Source organism: Burkholderia sp. Ac-20384 (genome assembly GCF_017104605.1).
GTDB lineage: Bacteria > Pseudomonadota > Gammaproteobacteria > Burkholderiales > Burkholderiaceae > Burkholderia > Burkholderia lata.
Genome location: NZ_JAAGPE010000233.1, coordinates 1 through 14,902, shown reverse-complemented (window position 1 = coordinate 14,902; position 14,902 = coordinate 1). Strand labels below are relative to the sequence as shown.

Annotated in this window: 11 protein-coding genes; 3 read left to right on the top strand and 8 right to left on the bottom strand. The window is 67.2% G+C overall.

The genetic code is table 11. The annotated features are described in order from the left end of the window. Positions 1–947: EAL domain-containing protein (locus G3O00_RS30870; protein WP_206145272.1), on the bottom strand; the 947-nt coding region annotated here is incomplete at its 3' end. Positions 948–1,243: 296 nt separating this feature from the next. Here G3O00_RS30870 and G3O00_RS30865 point away from each other — a divergent pair. Then, positions 1,244–2,911 (top strand): Na+/H+ antiporter, encoded by a 1,668-nt coding sequence (locus tag G3O00_RS30865; protein ID WP_011353391.1) that lies wholly within the window; start codon positions 1,244–1,246, stop codon positions 2,909–2,911. Between the two features lie 92 nt (positions 2,912–3,003). Here G3O00_RS30865 and G3O00_RS30860 read toward each other — a convergent pair whose 3' ends face one another. Beyond that, on the bottom strand, positions 3,004–6,576 hold the full coding sequence (locus G3O00_RS30860) for an indolepyruvate ferredoxin oxidoreductase family protein (RefSeq protein WP_206145271.1): 3,573 nt from the start codon (positions 6,574–6,576) through the stop codon (positions 3,004–3,006). A gap of 2,176 nt (positions 6,577–8,752) precedes the next feature. Beyond that, on the bottom strand, positions 8,753–9,310 hold the full coding sequence (locus G3O00_RS30855; protein WP_206145270.1) for a sugar O-acetyltransferase: 558 nt from the start codon (positions 9,308–9,310) through the stop codon (positions 8,753–8,755). Between the two features lie 371 nt (positions 9,311–9,681). Between G3O00_RS30855 and G3O00_RS30850 the strand changes: the two genes are divergently transcribed. Further along, the gene (locus G3O00_RS30850) at positions 9,682–10,296 is read left to right on the top strand and encodes a glutathione S-transferase (RefSeq protein WP_206145269.1); all 615 of its coding nucleotides are present in this window, start codon (positions 9,682–9,684) and stop codon (positions 10,294–10,296) included. 51 nt (positions 10,297–10,347) lie between these two features. Here G3O00_RS30850 and G3O00_RS30845 read toward each other — a convergent pair whose 3' ends face one another. Next, positions 10,348–11,310 carry an ion channel gene (locus G3O00_RS30845; protein ID WP_174935820.1) on the bottom strand — a complete coding sequence of 321 codons (963 nt, stop codon included), beginning with the start codon at positions 11,308–11,310 and terminating at the stop codon, positions 10,348–10,350. Positions 11,311–11,489: 179 nt separating this feature from the next. Beyond that, entirely contained in the window at positions 11,490–12,509 is a 1,020-nt protein-coding gene (locus G3O00_RS30840) for a sulfate ABC transporter substrate-binding protein (RefSeq protein WP_174937650.1), read from the bottom strand. 452 nt (positions 12,510–12,961) lie between these two features. On the opposite strand from G3O00_RS30840, the gene dapA reads away from it, so the two are divergent. After that, positions 12,962–13,834: a 4-hydroxy-tetrahydrodipicolinate synthase gene (gene dapA, locus G3O00_RS30835; protein WP_206145268.1), complete on the top strand. Its 873-nt coding sequence runs from the start codon at positions 12,962–12,964 to the stop codon at positions 13,832–13,834. A gap of 21 nt (positions 13,835–13,855) precedes the next feature. On the opposite strand, the gene G3O00_RS30830 is transcribed toward dapA, so the two are convergent. The 3 genes from G3O00_RS30830 to G3O00_RS30820 form a co-directional block, all read right to left on the bottom strand. Then, a complete protein-coding gene (locus G3O00_RS30830) occupies positions 13,856–14,236 on the bottom strand; it encodes a type II toxin-antitoxin system VapC family toxin (RefSeq protein WP_206145267.1) in 381 nt (126 codons plus the stop codon). Then, positions 14,236–14,463: a prevent-host-death protein gene (locus tag G3O00_RS30825; protein ID WP_039346445.1), complete on the bottom strand. Its 228-nt coding sequence runs from the start codon at positions 14,461–14,463 to the stop codon at positions 14,236–14,238. Before G3O00_RS30825 ends, G3O00_RS30830 begins: the two co-directional genes overlap by 1 nt. 96 nt (positions 14,464–14,559) lie before the next feature. Further along, a partial coding sequence (locus G3O00_RS30820; RefSeq protein WP_241025414.1) for a LysR substrate-binding domain-containing protein occupies positions 14,560–14,902 on the bottom strand: 343 nt, incomplete at its 5' end.

Sequence of the window (14,902 nt, the reverse complement as noted above, 5' to 3'; positions counted from 1 at the left end):
ACCTCGTCGAGTGGCTCGCCGGCCGCGAGACGCTCGGCCGCGCGTTCGAACGCGCGCAGGTACGGCGCGATCCGCTGCGCATCGCGCCGCTCGCGCGCGTCGGTCTGCTGCCGAAAACGCTCGGTCAGCTCGCCGATGCAGCCCGTCGCGGCCGCGCTGTCGGGCAGCCCCGGCGCCGGCCGGCCGAAGTAGTAGCCCTGCACGAAATCGGCCTCGCACGACAGCGCGATCTGCGCCTCGTGCTCGGTTTCGATGCCCTCGACGAGCACCAGCTTGCCGGCCTCGTGCAGCAGCGTCACGAGCCCGTGCAGGATCGCGGTGAGCCCGGTGCGGTGCGCTGCGTGCGACAGCATGATCCGGTCGAGCTTCACGATGTCCGGGTTCAGTTGCCAGATCCGCTCGAGGTTCGAGTGACCCGCGCCGAAATCGTCGAGCGCGATCAGGAAGCCGTGCGTGCGGAATTCGCGCACGGCCTCGGCAAGCCGCTCGACGTCTTCCGCGCGCTGTTCGAGCACTTCGAGCACGATGCGGCGCGGCGGCATGCCGAGCCGCTTCAGGTTCGCGAGCAGCGCGGCCGCCTGGAACGGGTCGGTGAGCACGCCCGGATGGACGTTGAGGAACAGCCATTCGCGCTCCGCGCCGAGCAGCGCGAAGTTCTCGAGATGCAGCGCCTGCGCGAGCCGGTCGAGCTGCAGCAGCTCGCCCTGGCGCGCGGCTTCGCCGAACACGTCGAGCGGCGACACGGCGCGGTCGAGCGCATCGTGCGCGCGCAGCAGCGCCTCGTAGCCCACCGCACGCTGGTGCGACAGGCTGAATATCGGCTGGAACACGGTCGTGAGCGTCAGGTCGCGGTGCTGCGTCGCCAGACGTTCGAAGCCGGAACTCACCTCCCGCTCGAACCGGTACGGCGACGCGGCGGCCGGACGCTCCTGTTGCACGATCGTCATGCCTTCCTCCTGGTATTGCCTTCGAACGCGGCGCCCGACGAAGCGAGCGACGCGTGCAATGTCATGGTTGGACCCTCGGTTGCCCGGTCAGCGCCGGACGGCTGACCAACATCAAGCAAGCTCCGTGCAAGGCTCGGACAATCCGTGCGCGGCGCAGGCCCACCGGGCTGCCGCACCATCTCGGCGCATCTCCGACGCACCATTTTCGTGCACACGCACCGGCCTCTCGAACGCACCCGTCACGCTGTCACGCTACACTCCGTACGATCGTTTCATTCCCCGTATTCGCCGTATCGATGGAAATCGTCTTCACAGTCCTGATCCTGCTGCTGACCGTCGCGCTGTCCGGCGCCGTCACGCGCATCCTGCCGTTCCAACTGCCGTTGCCGCTGATGCAGATCGCGTTCGGCGCGATGCTCGCGTGGCCGAAGCTCAACCTGCACGTCGCGTTCGATCCCGAAATCTTCATGCTGCTGTTCATTCCGCCGCTGCTGTTCGCGGACGGCTGGCGGATTCCGAAGCGCGAGCTGTACCTGCAGCGCCGCGCGATCCTGATGCTCGCATTCGGGCTCGTGTTCATGACGGTACTCGCAGTGGGCTACTTCGCGCACTGGCTGATACCCGAGTTGCCGCTGCCGATCGCGTTCGCGCTCGCGGCCGTGCTGTCGCCGACCGACGCGGTCGCGCTGTCGGGCATCGCGGGCAAGGGCCGGATCCCGCCGCAACTGATGCACATCCTCGAAGGCGAGGCGCTGATGAACGACGCGTCGGGCCTCGTCGCCCTGAAATTCGCGATCGCGGCCGCGCTGACGGGCATGTTCTCGCTGCGCGACGCGTCGGTCACGTTCGTGATCGTCGCCGCCGGCGGGCTCGCGACGGGCGCGATCGTGTCGTGGGCATTCAGCGCGCTGTCGACGCGCTTCCTGAACGCCGAGCAGGAAGGCGATCCGGCCCCCGGCATCGTGATGACGCTGCTCGTGCCGTTCGCGGCCTACCTGTTCGCCGAGCACCTCGACCTGTCGGGCGTGCTGGCGGCCGTGTCGGCCGGGATGATGATGAACTACACGAGTTTCTCGCGTAAAAGCACCGTTGCATCGCGCGTGCGCGCCGAAAGCACGTGGGCGATGATCGAGTTCGTGTTCAACGGCATGGTGTTCATCATGCTCGGGCTGCAGCTGCCGCACATCATCGGCCGCACGCTCGTCGACGCGCACCACACGAGCGACGCGCTCGTCGGCCGGATGGTCTTCAACGTCTGCGCGATGATGCTCGCGCTGTATGCGATCCGCTTCCTGTGGGTCTGGCTGCTGCGCTGGTTCGCAAGCCGTCGCGCCGCGCGCCAGGGCCTCACGGGCACGATGGCCGGCGTGCGCACGATCGCGGTGATGACGGTCGGCGGCGTGCGCGGCGCGGTCACGCTCGCCGGCGTGCTGTCGATTCCGGTCGCGCTGTCCGACGGCGTGCCGCTGCCGGGACGCGACACGGCGATCTTCGTTGCATCGGCCGTGATCCTCGGCTCGCTCATCGTCGCGGTGATCGGCCTGCCGCTGCTGCTGCGCGGCGTGCGTTCGTCGCGCAGCCCGCTCGGCGACGAGGAACGCGCCGCGCGCGCGGCCGCCGCTCAGGCCGCGATCCGCGCGATCGACTCGTCGCACGACGCGATCTCGGTCGATCTCGACGAATCGGGCGCCGCACGCTGCGCGGATATCTCCGCACGCGTGATGGACCAGTACCGCCGCCGCCTTGCGACGCTCGCCGAGGACGGCCCCACGCCGCGCGCAGAAGCGAAGCAGGCCGAAACGATGGAACTGCAGATGCGGATCGCGGCCGTGCGCGCGGAACGCTCCGCGCTTTATCGGCTGCGCAGCGAGAGCAAGATTTCCGACGAGACGCTGACGAAGCTGCTCCGCGAGATCGACCTGTCGGAGACTGCGCTGTCGACGCGCAAGAAAGGCATTCTCTGAAGGTCCGGCCGCTGCCTGTACGCAGCAGCCTGGACCCAACGAAAAACGGCGACGCTCAAGCGTCGCCGTTTTCACATTCGCCCGCGTTCGCGTTACTTCGCGACGACGACCGGAATCCCCTTCAGCATTCCCGCGCCCTTCATCTCGTCGAGCGCGTGCTGCACAGCCGCGCTCGTCGCCGCTTCGATGCCGAGCTGCAGTGCCAGCTCGCGCTCCGCGCGCTTCACGCCGGCGAGATTGCGCACCTTCACGTGCCCGAAGCCGCGCACGCGGGCGTGCAGGTCGGCCAGTTGTACGACCTGCGCCGCATTGCCGGCGGTCGTCGCAGCGAGCGCACGCGCGAGCGTCGTCTCGTAGTCGTCGGCGAGCGCACGCTCCATCCTGCGCTCGACGGTGCGGCCGAACGGATCGAGCCACGTGCCGCGCAGGCTGCGCACGCGCGCCAGCATGCCGAACACCGGCCACATCCACTGGCCGAACACGCGCTTCTTCGGCGCGCTGCCGTCGCTGCCGGCCTTCGCGACCGTCGGCGGTGCCAGGTTGAACTTCACGCGATAGGCCTGCCCCGGCACGCCTTCGAACTGCGCTTCGAGCGCGGTGCGGAAGGCGTCGTCCGTGTACAGCCGGGCAACCTCGTATTCGTCCTTCACCGCGAGCAGCCGATAGAACGTCGTCGCGACCGCGCGCGTCAGCGCATCGTCGCCCTTCGCGCGCGCCGCACCCACGAGTGCACGGAAGCGCTCGACATAGCGTGCGCCGCCGTACGCGTCGAGACGCGCTTCCCGATCGGCGATCAGCTCCGCGAGCGTCTCCGGCGCGGCATGCGCGGCCACCGTGTGGCGCGCGTTCCACAACGCATCGAGGCCCGCCGCGTCGCCGGCCGCCATCCGGCCGATCGAGAACGCGAGCTTGTTCATCGGCACCGCGACGTTGTTCAGCTCGATCGCGCGCATCATCGCCGCGAGCGACACCGGCACGAGGCCGAGCTGCCACGCATAGCCGAGCATCAGGATGTTCGCGCCGATCGAATCGCCGAGGAACTTCGCGGCTAGCGCCTGCGCGTCGCAGCTCGACAGGTAGCCGTCGCCGGCCGCGTGATGCATCTTCTCGAGCAGCGCGTCCGCGTGCAGGTTCGCATCCGGGTTCTGCACGAACGATGCGTTCGGGATCCGGTGCGTGTTGACGACGATCCGCGAACGCTCGTGACGCACCGTCTGCAGCGCCTCGGCGCTCGCGCCGACCACCATGTCGCACGCGAGCAGCACGTCGGCCTGCTGCGTGTCGATGCGCACCTGGTTCAGCCAGCGGTCGCTCGACGCGATCCGCACGAACGACAGCACCGAGCCGCCCTTCTGCGCGAAGCCCATGAAGTCGAGCACCGACGCGCTCTTGCCTTCGAGGTGCGCGGCCATGCTGATCAGCGCGCCGACCGTCACGACGCCCGTGCCGCCGACGCCCGTCACGAGCATGTCGAACGGCGCCGCGTCGAGATGCGTGGCCGGCACCGGCAGCGCATCGACGCGCGCGGCGAGCGCCGCTTCGTCGAATGCGGCACCGGCGGCCTTCTTCAGCGCCGCGCCTTCGACCGTCACGAAGCTCGGGCAGAAGCCGTTCACGCACGAATAGTCCTTGTTGCACGACGACTGGTCGATGCGGCGCTTGCGGCCGAGCGGTGTTTCGAGCGGCTCGACCGACAGGCAGTTCGACTGCACGCCGCAATCGCCGCAGCCTTCGCACACCGCGTCGTTGATGAACAGGCGCTTGTCCGGGTCGGGGAATTCGCCTTTCTTGCGACGGCGGCGCTTCTCGGCCGCGCAGGTCTGGTCGTAGATCAGCACGGTGACGCCCGGCGTTTCGCGCAGCTCGCGCTGCACGGTGTCGAGTTCGCTGCGGTGATGGAACGTCGTGCCCGTCGGGAACTGGCCATGATGGCCGTCGTACTTCTCCGGTTCGTCGGACACGACGACGAAGCGCGACACGCCTTCCGCCTCGACCTGCCGCGCGATCTGCGGCACCGAGATGCTGCCGTCGACCGGCTGGCCGCCCGTCATCGCCACCGCGTCGTTGTAGAGGATCTTGTACGTGATGTTCGCTTTCGCGGCCACGGCCTGGCGGATCGCGAGGATGCCCGAGTGGAAGTAGGTGCCGTCGCCGAGGTTCTGGAACACGTGCTTCGTGTTGGTGAACATCGCGTGCGCGGCCCAGTCGACGCCCTCGCCGCCCATCTGGATCAGCCCCGTCGTGTCGCGCTCCATCCACGACGCCATGAAGTGGCAGCCGATGCCGGCCTGCGCGATCGAGCCTTCCGGCACCTTCGTCGACGTGTTGTGCGGGCAACCCGAGCAGAAGTACGGCGTGCGCTTCACCGCGTCCGCCTCGTTCGACAGGATCTGCGGCGCGACGAGATCGACCACGCGCTCGCGGCGGTCGAGCGCCGGCTTGTGGCGCGCGAGCCAGTCGGCGAACACCGGCAGGATACGCGACGGGCGCAGCTCGCCGAGCTCGGACAGCAGGCAGGCGCCGGCGGCGTCATGCTTGCCGAGCACGCGCGGGCGCGCGCCTTCCGTGCGGTTGTACAGGTAGTCCTTGATCTGCTGCTCGATGACGGGGCCCTTCTCCTCGATCACGAGCACTTCGGCCAGCCCGTCGATGAAGGTTTCGACGCGGGTCATTTCGAGCGGATACGACAGGCCGACCTTGTAGATCCGCACGCCGGCCGCGTCGAGGTCGGCCACCGTCAGGTCGAGGCGGCGTAGCGCTTCCATCAGGTCGAGGTGCGCCTTGCCGCAGGTCACGATACCGACGTTCGCCTGCGCGCTCGGCGCAATCCACTTGTCGATGCTGTTGGTGCGCGCGAAATGGCGCACCGCGTCGAGCTTCGCGGCGAGCCGTGCCTCGATCGTGAGGCTCGGCAGGTCGGGCCAGCGGTTGTGCAGGCCGCCCGCCGGCGGCGTGAAGCCTTCCGGCGCCGGCCACTGCGTCTGCAGCGCGTCGAGATCGACGGTCGAACCCGATTCGACCGTTTCCGAGATCGCCTTGAAACCGACCCATGCGCCCGAGTAGCGCGACAGCGCCCAGCCATACAGGCCGAATTCGAGCATGTCGGCGATGTTCGCCGGGTTCACGACCGGCATGTGCCACGCGATCATCGCGAAGTCGCTCTGGTGCGGCATCGACGACGACACGCAGCCGTGGTCGTCGCCCGCGACGACGAGCACGCCGCCATGCGGCGACGAACCGTACGCGTTGCCGTGCTTCAGCGCGTCGCCCGCGCGATCGACGCCCGGGCCCTTGCCGTACCACATCGCGTACACGCCCTCGACCGTACGCTCGGGATCGGCCTCGACGCGCTGCGTGCCGAGCACGGCCGTGCCGCCGAGTTCCTCGTTGATCGCGGGCAGGAAGCGCACGCCGCCGGCGTCGAGCAGTTTCTTCGCCTTCCACAGCTGCTGGTCGACCATGCCGAGCGGCGAACCGCGATAGCCGCTGACGAAGCCGGCCGTGTTGAGCCCCTGTTCGGCATCGACCGTGCGTTGCATCAGCAGCAGGCGAACCAGCGCCTGCGTGCCGGTCAGGAAGATCCGGCCGCGCGTCGCGGTCAGGTTGTCGGTCAGGCGGTAGTCGGACAGGGCAGGCGTGCCGTCGACGGGCAGGCGGGCAGTCATGGGGGGATGTCTCCGGATTGTGCTGTTCTGGGCTGCTCGGCAGGGCGTCGGGCGACGCGTGACTGACGGCAGCGAATGGCTCTATTTTTTCGTGCGCAGCCGAGAATGTTTTTTCTCATCTTGCTCGGATGGGTCCTGAGTGAGAAAAACTGCGCAGCTTTTTGCCGGAATTTGAGAGAGTTTTCGCGCGAGACGGTCGGGCGGGATCGGCGACGTGTCGGGGCGGCCGGGTCGTTTGCGGGGAAAGATCGCGGCCGCCCGGTGGCGGCCGGGGTAGGCGGCAGCTGACGCTCGCGCCCCGCTGGACAAGGGTTTCAGCGGCTGGAGGTGGTCATCCTCACCGTTGAGTTGCACAGCGTTCCGATTGGTCGGTGGCGCGGGATGTCCACAATGCCGCTTCTCTCCGCCGACCGGGCTCGCGCCCTCACCGTTCGGTTGCACAGCGTTTCGAGTGGCGTGGCGAGCGGGATGTCCACACCGTCATTGGCACGCGGCTCACTCGAGTACCGGCGCTCACCGTTGAAATGCACAGCGCGGCGAGTGAGTTTCGGCGATGGATATCCACACGGGAACCAGCGCATCGCATCGATCCGCCTTTCACCCTCACCGTTGGAATACTTAGGGTCGCGAATGGGCTTGTCGGCCGGAGAGGCATGCCGGAACGCGCATGCTGGATAATCGCGGGCCCGCATTCACCGTGGAAATACGCCGGGTCGCGAATGGGTTTGTCGACCGGACAGGCATGCCGGAACGCGCACGCTGGATGATCGCGAGCCCGCATTCACTGTGGAAATACGCCGGGTCGCGAATGGGCTTGTCGGCCGGACAGGCATGCCGGAACGCGCACGCTGGATAATCGCGGGCCCGCATTCACCGTGGCAATACGCCGGGTCGCGAGTGGATTTGTCGGCCGGACAGGCATGCCGGAACGCGCACGCTGGATAATCGCGGTCCCGCATTCACCGTGGCAATACACCGGGTCGCGAGTGGATTTGTCGATCGGACAGTCGCACCGGAATGCGCATGCCGCACAATCGCGCGCTCGCACTGATCGTGGAAATACATTGGGTCGCGAGTGGGCTTATCGGCCGGGCAAGCACACCGAAACGCGCATGCTGGATAATCGCCAGCCCGCACTCACCGTGGGAATACACAGGGCTTCGAGTGTCTGCAACGGCGGTTATCCACGCCCGATCCGGCCATGCCGACCGGCCAAGCGGACACCCTCACCGTTGAAAACCACAGCCCTTCGAGTGATTCGGGACGCAGGATATCCACATGGATGAGCATCCGAGGAGCGATCTCCGATCCGCGCCCCGGAACGAGCAACCGGCCGGCAAGCCATGCTGGAAGCGGCTCATCGGCCGATTGGCACTCACCCTCACCATCGAAATGCACAGTGCGGCGATTCGTTTCGGCGGCCGGATATCCACAAGGAAGTTCGTGTTGTCCCCGTTCGCATGCTCGCGCGCGAGCCTGAGATACACGACACGTCGGACGGCACCGGTGGCCGAATGATGGCATCCTGGCGCACTGACCGCCGATCGCGTGTTCACGCTCACCCTTGCATTGCGCAGCGCCTCGAGCCGCTCGCGAACGCGGCGATGCGCAGCGAAATCTGCACATTGCGGACCACGCGCCTGCGCTCACCGCTAAAATGCACGGCCCTTCGGGTGGCTACTGGAACCGGATATCCATTCCACGGCGCACGCGTGATTCCGCCACGCATGCGCGCGTTCGGCTAGAATGCGCGGCCCCGATCCACGATAAAGATCGGGAAACCGCGCCCGGGCAGGCGCGCAGCGTGATCGGACGCCGCCCCTCACCGTTGAATTCCACAGCATTTCGCCTCGTTCCAGGGCGAGTTGTCCACACCCCGCTTCATGCATTCCGCATCATCCGGTGACCCTCACCTGTGAAATGCACAGGGCGCCGAGTCGTTTCGGTGTGGGGATATCCACAACCGGTCACGCGACGCGACCTTCGTCGGACCCTCGGCAGGGGCGGCTCACGCATCCGCCGGCGGCTATCGGGCAATCACCGGAAAACCCCGTCCAGACGGCCTCGGCGGCACGCTCACCATTCAAATGCACAGCGTTTCGAGTCGCCTCGATGGCGGGTTATCCACATCCGTCCGGCCTGGCTGGATCGAACGGACATGCGCCCGCGCGTTGCGTTACTCGTCGATCGACCGGATGACCGCTGCCGGATTGCCGCCGACCAACACGTTCGGTGGAACATCCCGCGTGACGACGGCCCCGGCCGCGACCACCGAATTCTCGCCTACCGTCACACCGCCGATGATCGTCGCTCCCGCGCCGATCCAGACGTTCCGTCCGATCACGATCGGCTTCGCGACGACGGCGTCGCGCCGCCGCGAAGGCTCGACGGGATGGCCGGACGTGATGAGGCTGACGTTCGGCCCGATCATCACGTCGTCGCCGATCTCGAGCCCGCCGAGATCGTAGAACGTGCAGTTCTGGTTGACGAACACGTTGCGCCCGAGCTTCATGCCGGTGCCGCCCGTCGCATGGAACGGCGGGATCAACACGAAGCCGTCGTCCACCTGCGTGCCGATCAGTTCGCCGAACAATGTGCGAACCTCGGCGGTATCGTCGAACGTCAGGCGATTGATTCGCGCGGCGATCGACATCGCCCGCTTGACCTCGGCCACCATCGCCGCGGATTCCGGTGTTCTTCTCGGAATGATCGTGATGCGATCGTCGTTTGCCATGCGCGAGTTGTCTCCCATGATTTCCCTGTTTCGCGATGTATCGGCGCTTGCGGAAAGATGCCGGTGTTGCCGCGGGCGCGTGCGCTGCGGACTCCGTGATGCCGTGCAAGAGACGCGGGGGCACGCCGGAAATGCCACTTATTTATAACTAGTCTTTGCATGACTAGTTATCGACATACCCTCTTATGCCATAAGGCTTTTCCCGGCTTTCTGCACGATGCACGCACGACACACAACGCATCGTGCCATCCCCCGCAGATAGCCGCCCCTGGCCGGGCGCCCCTAGCCGGGCGCCCCTGTCCGAACCGCCGGCGCTCGGGTACGCTTGAGCATCCACCGGACCGACAGCTGCACCCAAACGCGGAGGCACGATGAAGCTCTACTACTGGCCGAAAACCCGGGCATTCCGGGCCTTGTGGATGCTTGAAGAACTCGGCGTGGTGTACGAACTCGTGCCGATCGACCTGCGTTCGCACGAACAGGGCAGCGACGCGTTCGTGCAGGTCAACCCGATGGCCAAGCTGCCCGCGCTCGACGACGGCAGCGTGCCGTTCGCCGAATCGGGCGCCGTGCTGCTCTATCTTGCCGACCGCTGCCCGGGTGCCAGGCTCGGCGTCGCACCCGACGATCCGCTGCGCGGCCGCTTCCTCCAATGGATGTTCTTCACGCCGACCTGCCTCGAACCGGCGATGGCCGAAAAATTCACCGGCGCGTCGGGCAATCCGGTCGCGTTCGGCTGGGGCAACATCACGCGCGTACAGCGCGCACTTGCGCAAGCGCTCGCCCATAATCCGTGGCTCGTCGGCGACCGCTTCACCGCGGCCGACCTGCTGCTCGCCAGCACGCTGAAGATCGCGTTCGACGCGCATCTGCTGCCGCACGAAGGCGTGCTCGGCGACTACGTCGCGCGCGCCGAGGATCGCGACGCCTTCCGCCGCGCGGTCGCGATCGAACAGCGCGAAGCGGCGCGTCTGCTGCATGCGTGACGTATAGACGTGCAGCGCGTGGGCGGCGCGACCAGCCGCCCGCGAGCGCATCTACGCGGCCGGGCCCGACGCCGCGGTACCGGCATTGACCACCGCGCCCGGCGAGCCGCGCTCGTCGGTATCGGCGTCGACCGGCACCACTTCATGAAAATGCGTGTAGTCGATGTGCGTGATGCCGTCCTCGTCGTGCATCAGGTCGACATAGCGGTGACGCCAGCGGATCTCGCCATGCTCCCAGGAATGACGCGCCTGCATCACCTGCGCGGTCGTCTCGTCCGAGCCTTCGATCGTGATCAGCAACGATGCGTCGCGCGCGGCGAGCGATTCGGGCGTCTCGCCGAACAGCGCGCTCGATTCGTCGATCACGTGCATCAGGTTCCAGCCGAGCAGGAAGATCGGATGCTCGCTGCGCACGAGCGGCAGGTCGTGGATCTTGCGCAGCGTGTAGCCCTCGTGCGTGCCTTCGACGCGCATCAGCCGCAGTTTCGCCTGCGCCTCCGCAATCACGTTCTGGCGCGCATTCGCGGCGCGCACCATCAGCGTCATCCTGCCGTTCAACGGCCGCACGATCGCGTAGCGCGCGAACAGGATCTTCGCCTGCGGCCGCGAAAACCGCGCAAACACGAGCCCCGTGGCCATCGCAATACCCGACATCCCGACGAAGATCTCGAACGTTGCGACCAGGTGCGCATAGACGGTCTGCGGATGCATGTCGCCGTAGCCGACGGTCGCAAGTGTCTCGACGCTGAAAAAGAATGCGCCGCCGAAGCCGGCCGGCGACTGGTTCGCGATCGGCGCATGACCGAGCAGGTAGAGCGTCGCAAAACCGCCGTTGAGCAGCAGGAACAGCATGGCAAGCGACAGGAAGAATACGGGCCAGCTCACCGTCAGCGCGCGGTGATAGAGGTCGCGCCAGCCGAGCGGCGGCATCCCGTACGCGATGACCGGGCGCGTGCCCGACCAGATCTTGCGGCCGCGGCCGCGGGAGGCTGGGGAGGACGAATCGACATTCATCGCGCGGCGCCGGAAGCAGGGAGGCGATGAGCGTAGCACGCGCGGCGGCGGCCGGGTATGCGTGCCGGTTCGGAATGGAAATCCTGCGCACCGCCGGTCGCGCGGCGCAAAAAAAACCGGCCGCGGAAGCGGCCGGCTGCGTCGTCAGCGTGAGGACCAGCGCGCGGTGCGCGCGGCGCTCACTTGCGGTCGACGATCACCTGGTCGAACGTGCCGCCGTCCGCGAAGTGCGTCTTCTGCGCGTTCGCCCAACTGCCGAAGACCTGCTCGACGCTGAACGTCTTCAGCGGCTTGAATTCGGCCGCGTGCTTCTTCAGCACGTTCGCGTCGCGCGGGCGCAGATGATGTTGCGCGATGATCTCCTGCGCTTCCGGCGTGTACAGGTAGTCGAGATACGCCTGCGCGACCTTGCGCGTGCCCTTCTTGTCGACGACCTTGTCGACGACGGCGACGGGCGGCTCCGCGAGGATGCTCGCCGACGGGTACACCGCATCGAACTGCGCGCCCGATGCGCCGGTGTCCATCAGCGCGACTTCGTTCTCGAACGTGACCAGCACGTCGCCGATGCCGCGCTGCGTGAACGTCGTCGTCGCGCCGCGGCCGCCGGAGTCGAGCACCGGCACGTTGCGGAAGATCGCCTTCTCGAAGTCGATCGCCTGCTGGTCGGTCGCGCCCTTCTGCTTCTGGAAGCCCCATGCGGCGAGATACGCGTAGCGGCCGTTGCCCGACGTCTTCGGGTTCGCGATGACCACCTGGACACCCGGCTTCGCGAGATCGCTCCAGTCCTTGATCGCCTTCGGGTTGCCCTTGCGCACCAGGAACACCATCGTGGTCGAGTACGGCGAGCTGTTGTCCGGGAAGCGCGCGCGCCAGTCCTTCGGCAGCAACTGGCCACGCTCGGCGAGCAGGTCGATGTCGTTCGGCTGGTTCATCGTCACGACGTCGGCCTGCAGCCCTTGCAGCACCGACAGCGCCTGCGCGCTCGACGCGCCGTGCGACTGCTTGATCGCGATCGTCTCGCCGGTCTTCTGCTTGTAGGCAGCGGCAAAACCCGCGTTGATGTCCTTGTACAGTTCGCGCGTCACGTCGTACGACACGTTCAGGATCGACGTATCCGCGTGCGCGGCCGTCGCCGCCACGACCAGCGCCGCCGCCGCGCCCGTGTGCAGCCAGCGACCGATCCCCTTCATGCTTGCCATCGTGATATGCCCCGTTTCCAGTGGTGGTGAATGTGCGTGACGGCACGCGTACGCGCTGTCATCGAAACGTAAGCGGGCATTCTAGCGGCCGTGCGCGGCGCCCTTTCCAATCAGTCGTGGAAAGCAAATCTCGAATCCTGCTAAACGGCAGCGGACGCTCGCGTGCGGATCGGATCCGGTGTTAAGATCGCCGCTCAACCCATTTCCCGGTTCCTCCATGTCCGCTGCCCTGCGCTCGCTTCCGATCCTCGCCGCCGTCGCGGCAGGTGCGCGCGCGGCCGGACTGAAACTGAAAAAACGACTCCTCGACTGACGGGGACGTCGCGTCCCGTCAGGCGAATGCCGGACGGGATGCCCGCAGGTCGTTTCTTTCTCCTTGCTCGCACGCCTCGCTCCGGCTCTCCGCCGGCGGAACGGTTCCTTCCCACTCCGTTTCCACCATGAGGCTTTGCATGAACACACGTTTCGAAGGTATCTGGCTGCCGATCATCACGCCGTTCCACCACGGCGAAGTCGACCATGCCGCGCTCGCGCGACTCGCGCGCCACTATGCGGCCGCGGGCGCGACGACCGGTGAAGGCGTGCTGCTCGACGCGCGCGAACAGGACGCGGTGTTCGCGACGCTGCGCGACGCGGCGCCCGGGCTGCCGATCGTCGTCGGGCTGACCGCGAGTGCGACGCATTTCGCGGCCGCCCGCGCGCGCGAACTCGCGGCGTTGCGGCCCGACGGGCTGCTCGTCACGCCGCCCGTCTACGTGCGACCGACGCAGGACGGCATCCGCCGCCACGTCGAGGCGATCGTCGACGCGGCCGACCTGCCGGTGCTCGTCTACAACATCCCGTACCGCACCGGCGTGAACGTCGAACTGGAGACGCTGCAGGCGCTTGCGAGCGACCCGCGCGTCGCGGGCATCAAGGAGTGCGGCGGGTCGCTCGACCGGATGAGCCGGCTCGTGCACGACACGCCGCTCGCGATCCTGTCCGGCGACGACAACCAGAACTTCGCGGCGATGTGCGCCGGTGCGCACGGCGCGATCGCGAGCAGCGCGCACGTGCTGCCCGAATGGCATGTGCGCGTCCACGCACTGCTGCGCGACGGGCGGCTTGCCGATGCACGGCGCCTGTCGGTCGCGCTGCAGCCGCTCGTCGCGGCGCTGTTCGCGGAGCCGAACCCGGCGCCGGTGAAGGCCGTGCTGGCCGCGCAAGGGTGGTGCGAGGACGGTTTGCGACTGCCGTTCGTGCCGGCGAGTGAAGGGTTGAGGGAGCGGCTGGCGGCCATTTGTGCGGAACTGGAAACGTCCACGCACGCTGTCGCGGCAGCGTAGGATCTCGCTCCCGAAACTGTTTCAGACTGTCAGTATTCGGGACGCGCCATACTGCGCGAGGTGGCTGTCTGCCGTGACGAGCAGCAGCGGTTCACACCACGCCTGTGCAACGAGCAACCGGTCGAACGGGTCGCCATGATGGTGTGGCAGATGACGCACGGCAGCGCCATGCGTGGCCCTGACCGGTAGCTCGCGATACTTGCTCGTCTTGATCTCACCGACGAGCAGATCCACGTCGACGTCCAGCTTTCCTTTCCCGGCCTTGATCGCCATTTCCCAGATGCTCGCGCTGCTGACGAACACGGCATCGGCGCAGGTGATCAGCCTGCGCGCACGCACGCTCAGTTTCGGATCATCACCCCACATCCACAGGAAGATGTGCGTATCGATCAACAACCGCATTACTTCCCTTCGAACTCGGCCAACTCTTCGGCGGAGAGGGGCGCATCGAAGTCGTCGGCCATCCATATCTGCCCCTTGAGGGCGCCGAACCGATGGATGGGTTCAAGCGGCACCAGCCGGACCGACTGTTTGCCGTCCTGCGCAATCACGACGCGTTCGCCCGCGATCGCGGCATCGAGCAGCCGCTGCAGATCGAGCGCGGCTTCGGGGACAGTGGCAACTTGCATGATGGGCTCCATTGAGTGAGCCACCATTGTCACGACGTTCGCTCCGTTCCTCCAATAGGCCGATTGTCCAGCCGACCGCATACGTGTCGATCGATGTCACGCCGCCAGCGCCGCCTTCGCTCCCTCCGTCGCATCCTGCACCGCCTGCGTCACGATCCGCGCGAGCCGATCGACGGTCGGCGTCGCCGACGACGTGCGCCGCAGCAAAATCAGCGGCAGACTCGGCAGGGCCGGCAGCCCGCACGAAGCCGCATCGAGCACGCGCACCGACGCGGGCAGCCCATACTGCGAGCGCACCGTCAGCCCGAGGCCGGCTGCCGCCGCGGCCCATAGCCCGGCGAGACTCGGTGTCGTGAACGCGACGCGCCACGGCACGCCGGCGCGATCGAGCGCGCCGGTCGCCGCGCCGAAGAACCGGCACGGCCGGTCGAACACGACA

Coding starts and splice junctions, on each gene's coding strand:
- G3O00_RS30825 (WP_039346445.1), bottom strand. CDS start 14,463: ATGCAAGTTGCCACTGTCCCCGAAGCCGCGCTCGATCTGCAGCGGCTG.
- G3O00_RS30860 (WP_206145271.1), bottom strand. CDS start 6,576: ATGACTGCCCGCCTGCCCGTCGACGGCACGCCTGCCCTGTCCGACTAC.
- G3O00_RS30830 (WP_206145267.1), bottom strand. CDS start 14,236: ATGCGGTTGTTGATCGATACGCACATCTTCCTGTGGATGTGGGGTGAT.
- G3O00_RS30840 (WP_174937650.1), bottom strand. CDS start 12,509: ATGGCAAGCATGAAGGGGATCGGTCGCTGGCTGCACACGGGCGCGGCG.
- G3O00_RS30850 (WP_206145269.1), top strand. CDS start 9,682: ATGAAGCTCTACTACTGGCCGAAAACCCGGGCATTCCGGGCCTTGTGG.
- G3O00_RS30855 (WP_206145270.1), bottom strand. CDS start 9,310: ATGGCAAACGACGATCGCATCACGATCATTCCGAGAAGAACACCGGAA.
- dapA (WP_206145268.1), top strand. CDS start 12,962: ATGAACACACGTTTCGAAGGTATCTGGCTGCCGATCATCACGCCGTTC.
- G3O00_RS30845 (WP_174935820.1), bottom strand. CDS start 11,310: ATGAATGTCGATTCGTCCTCCCCAGCCTCCCGCGGCCGCGGCCGCAAG.
- G3O00_RS30865 (WP_011353391.1), top strand. CDS start 1,244: ATGGAAATCGTCTTCACAGTCCTGATCCTGCTGCTGACCGTCGCGCTG.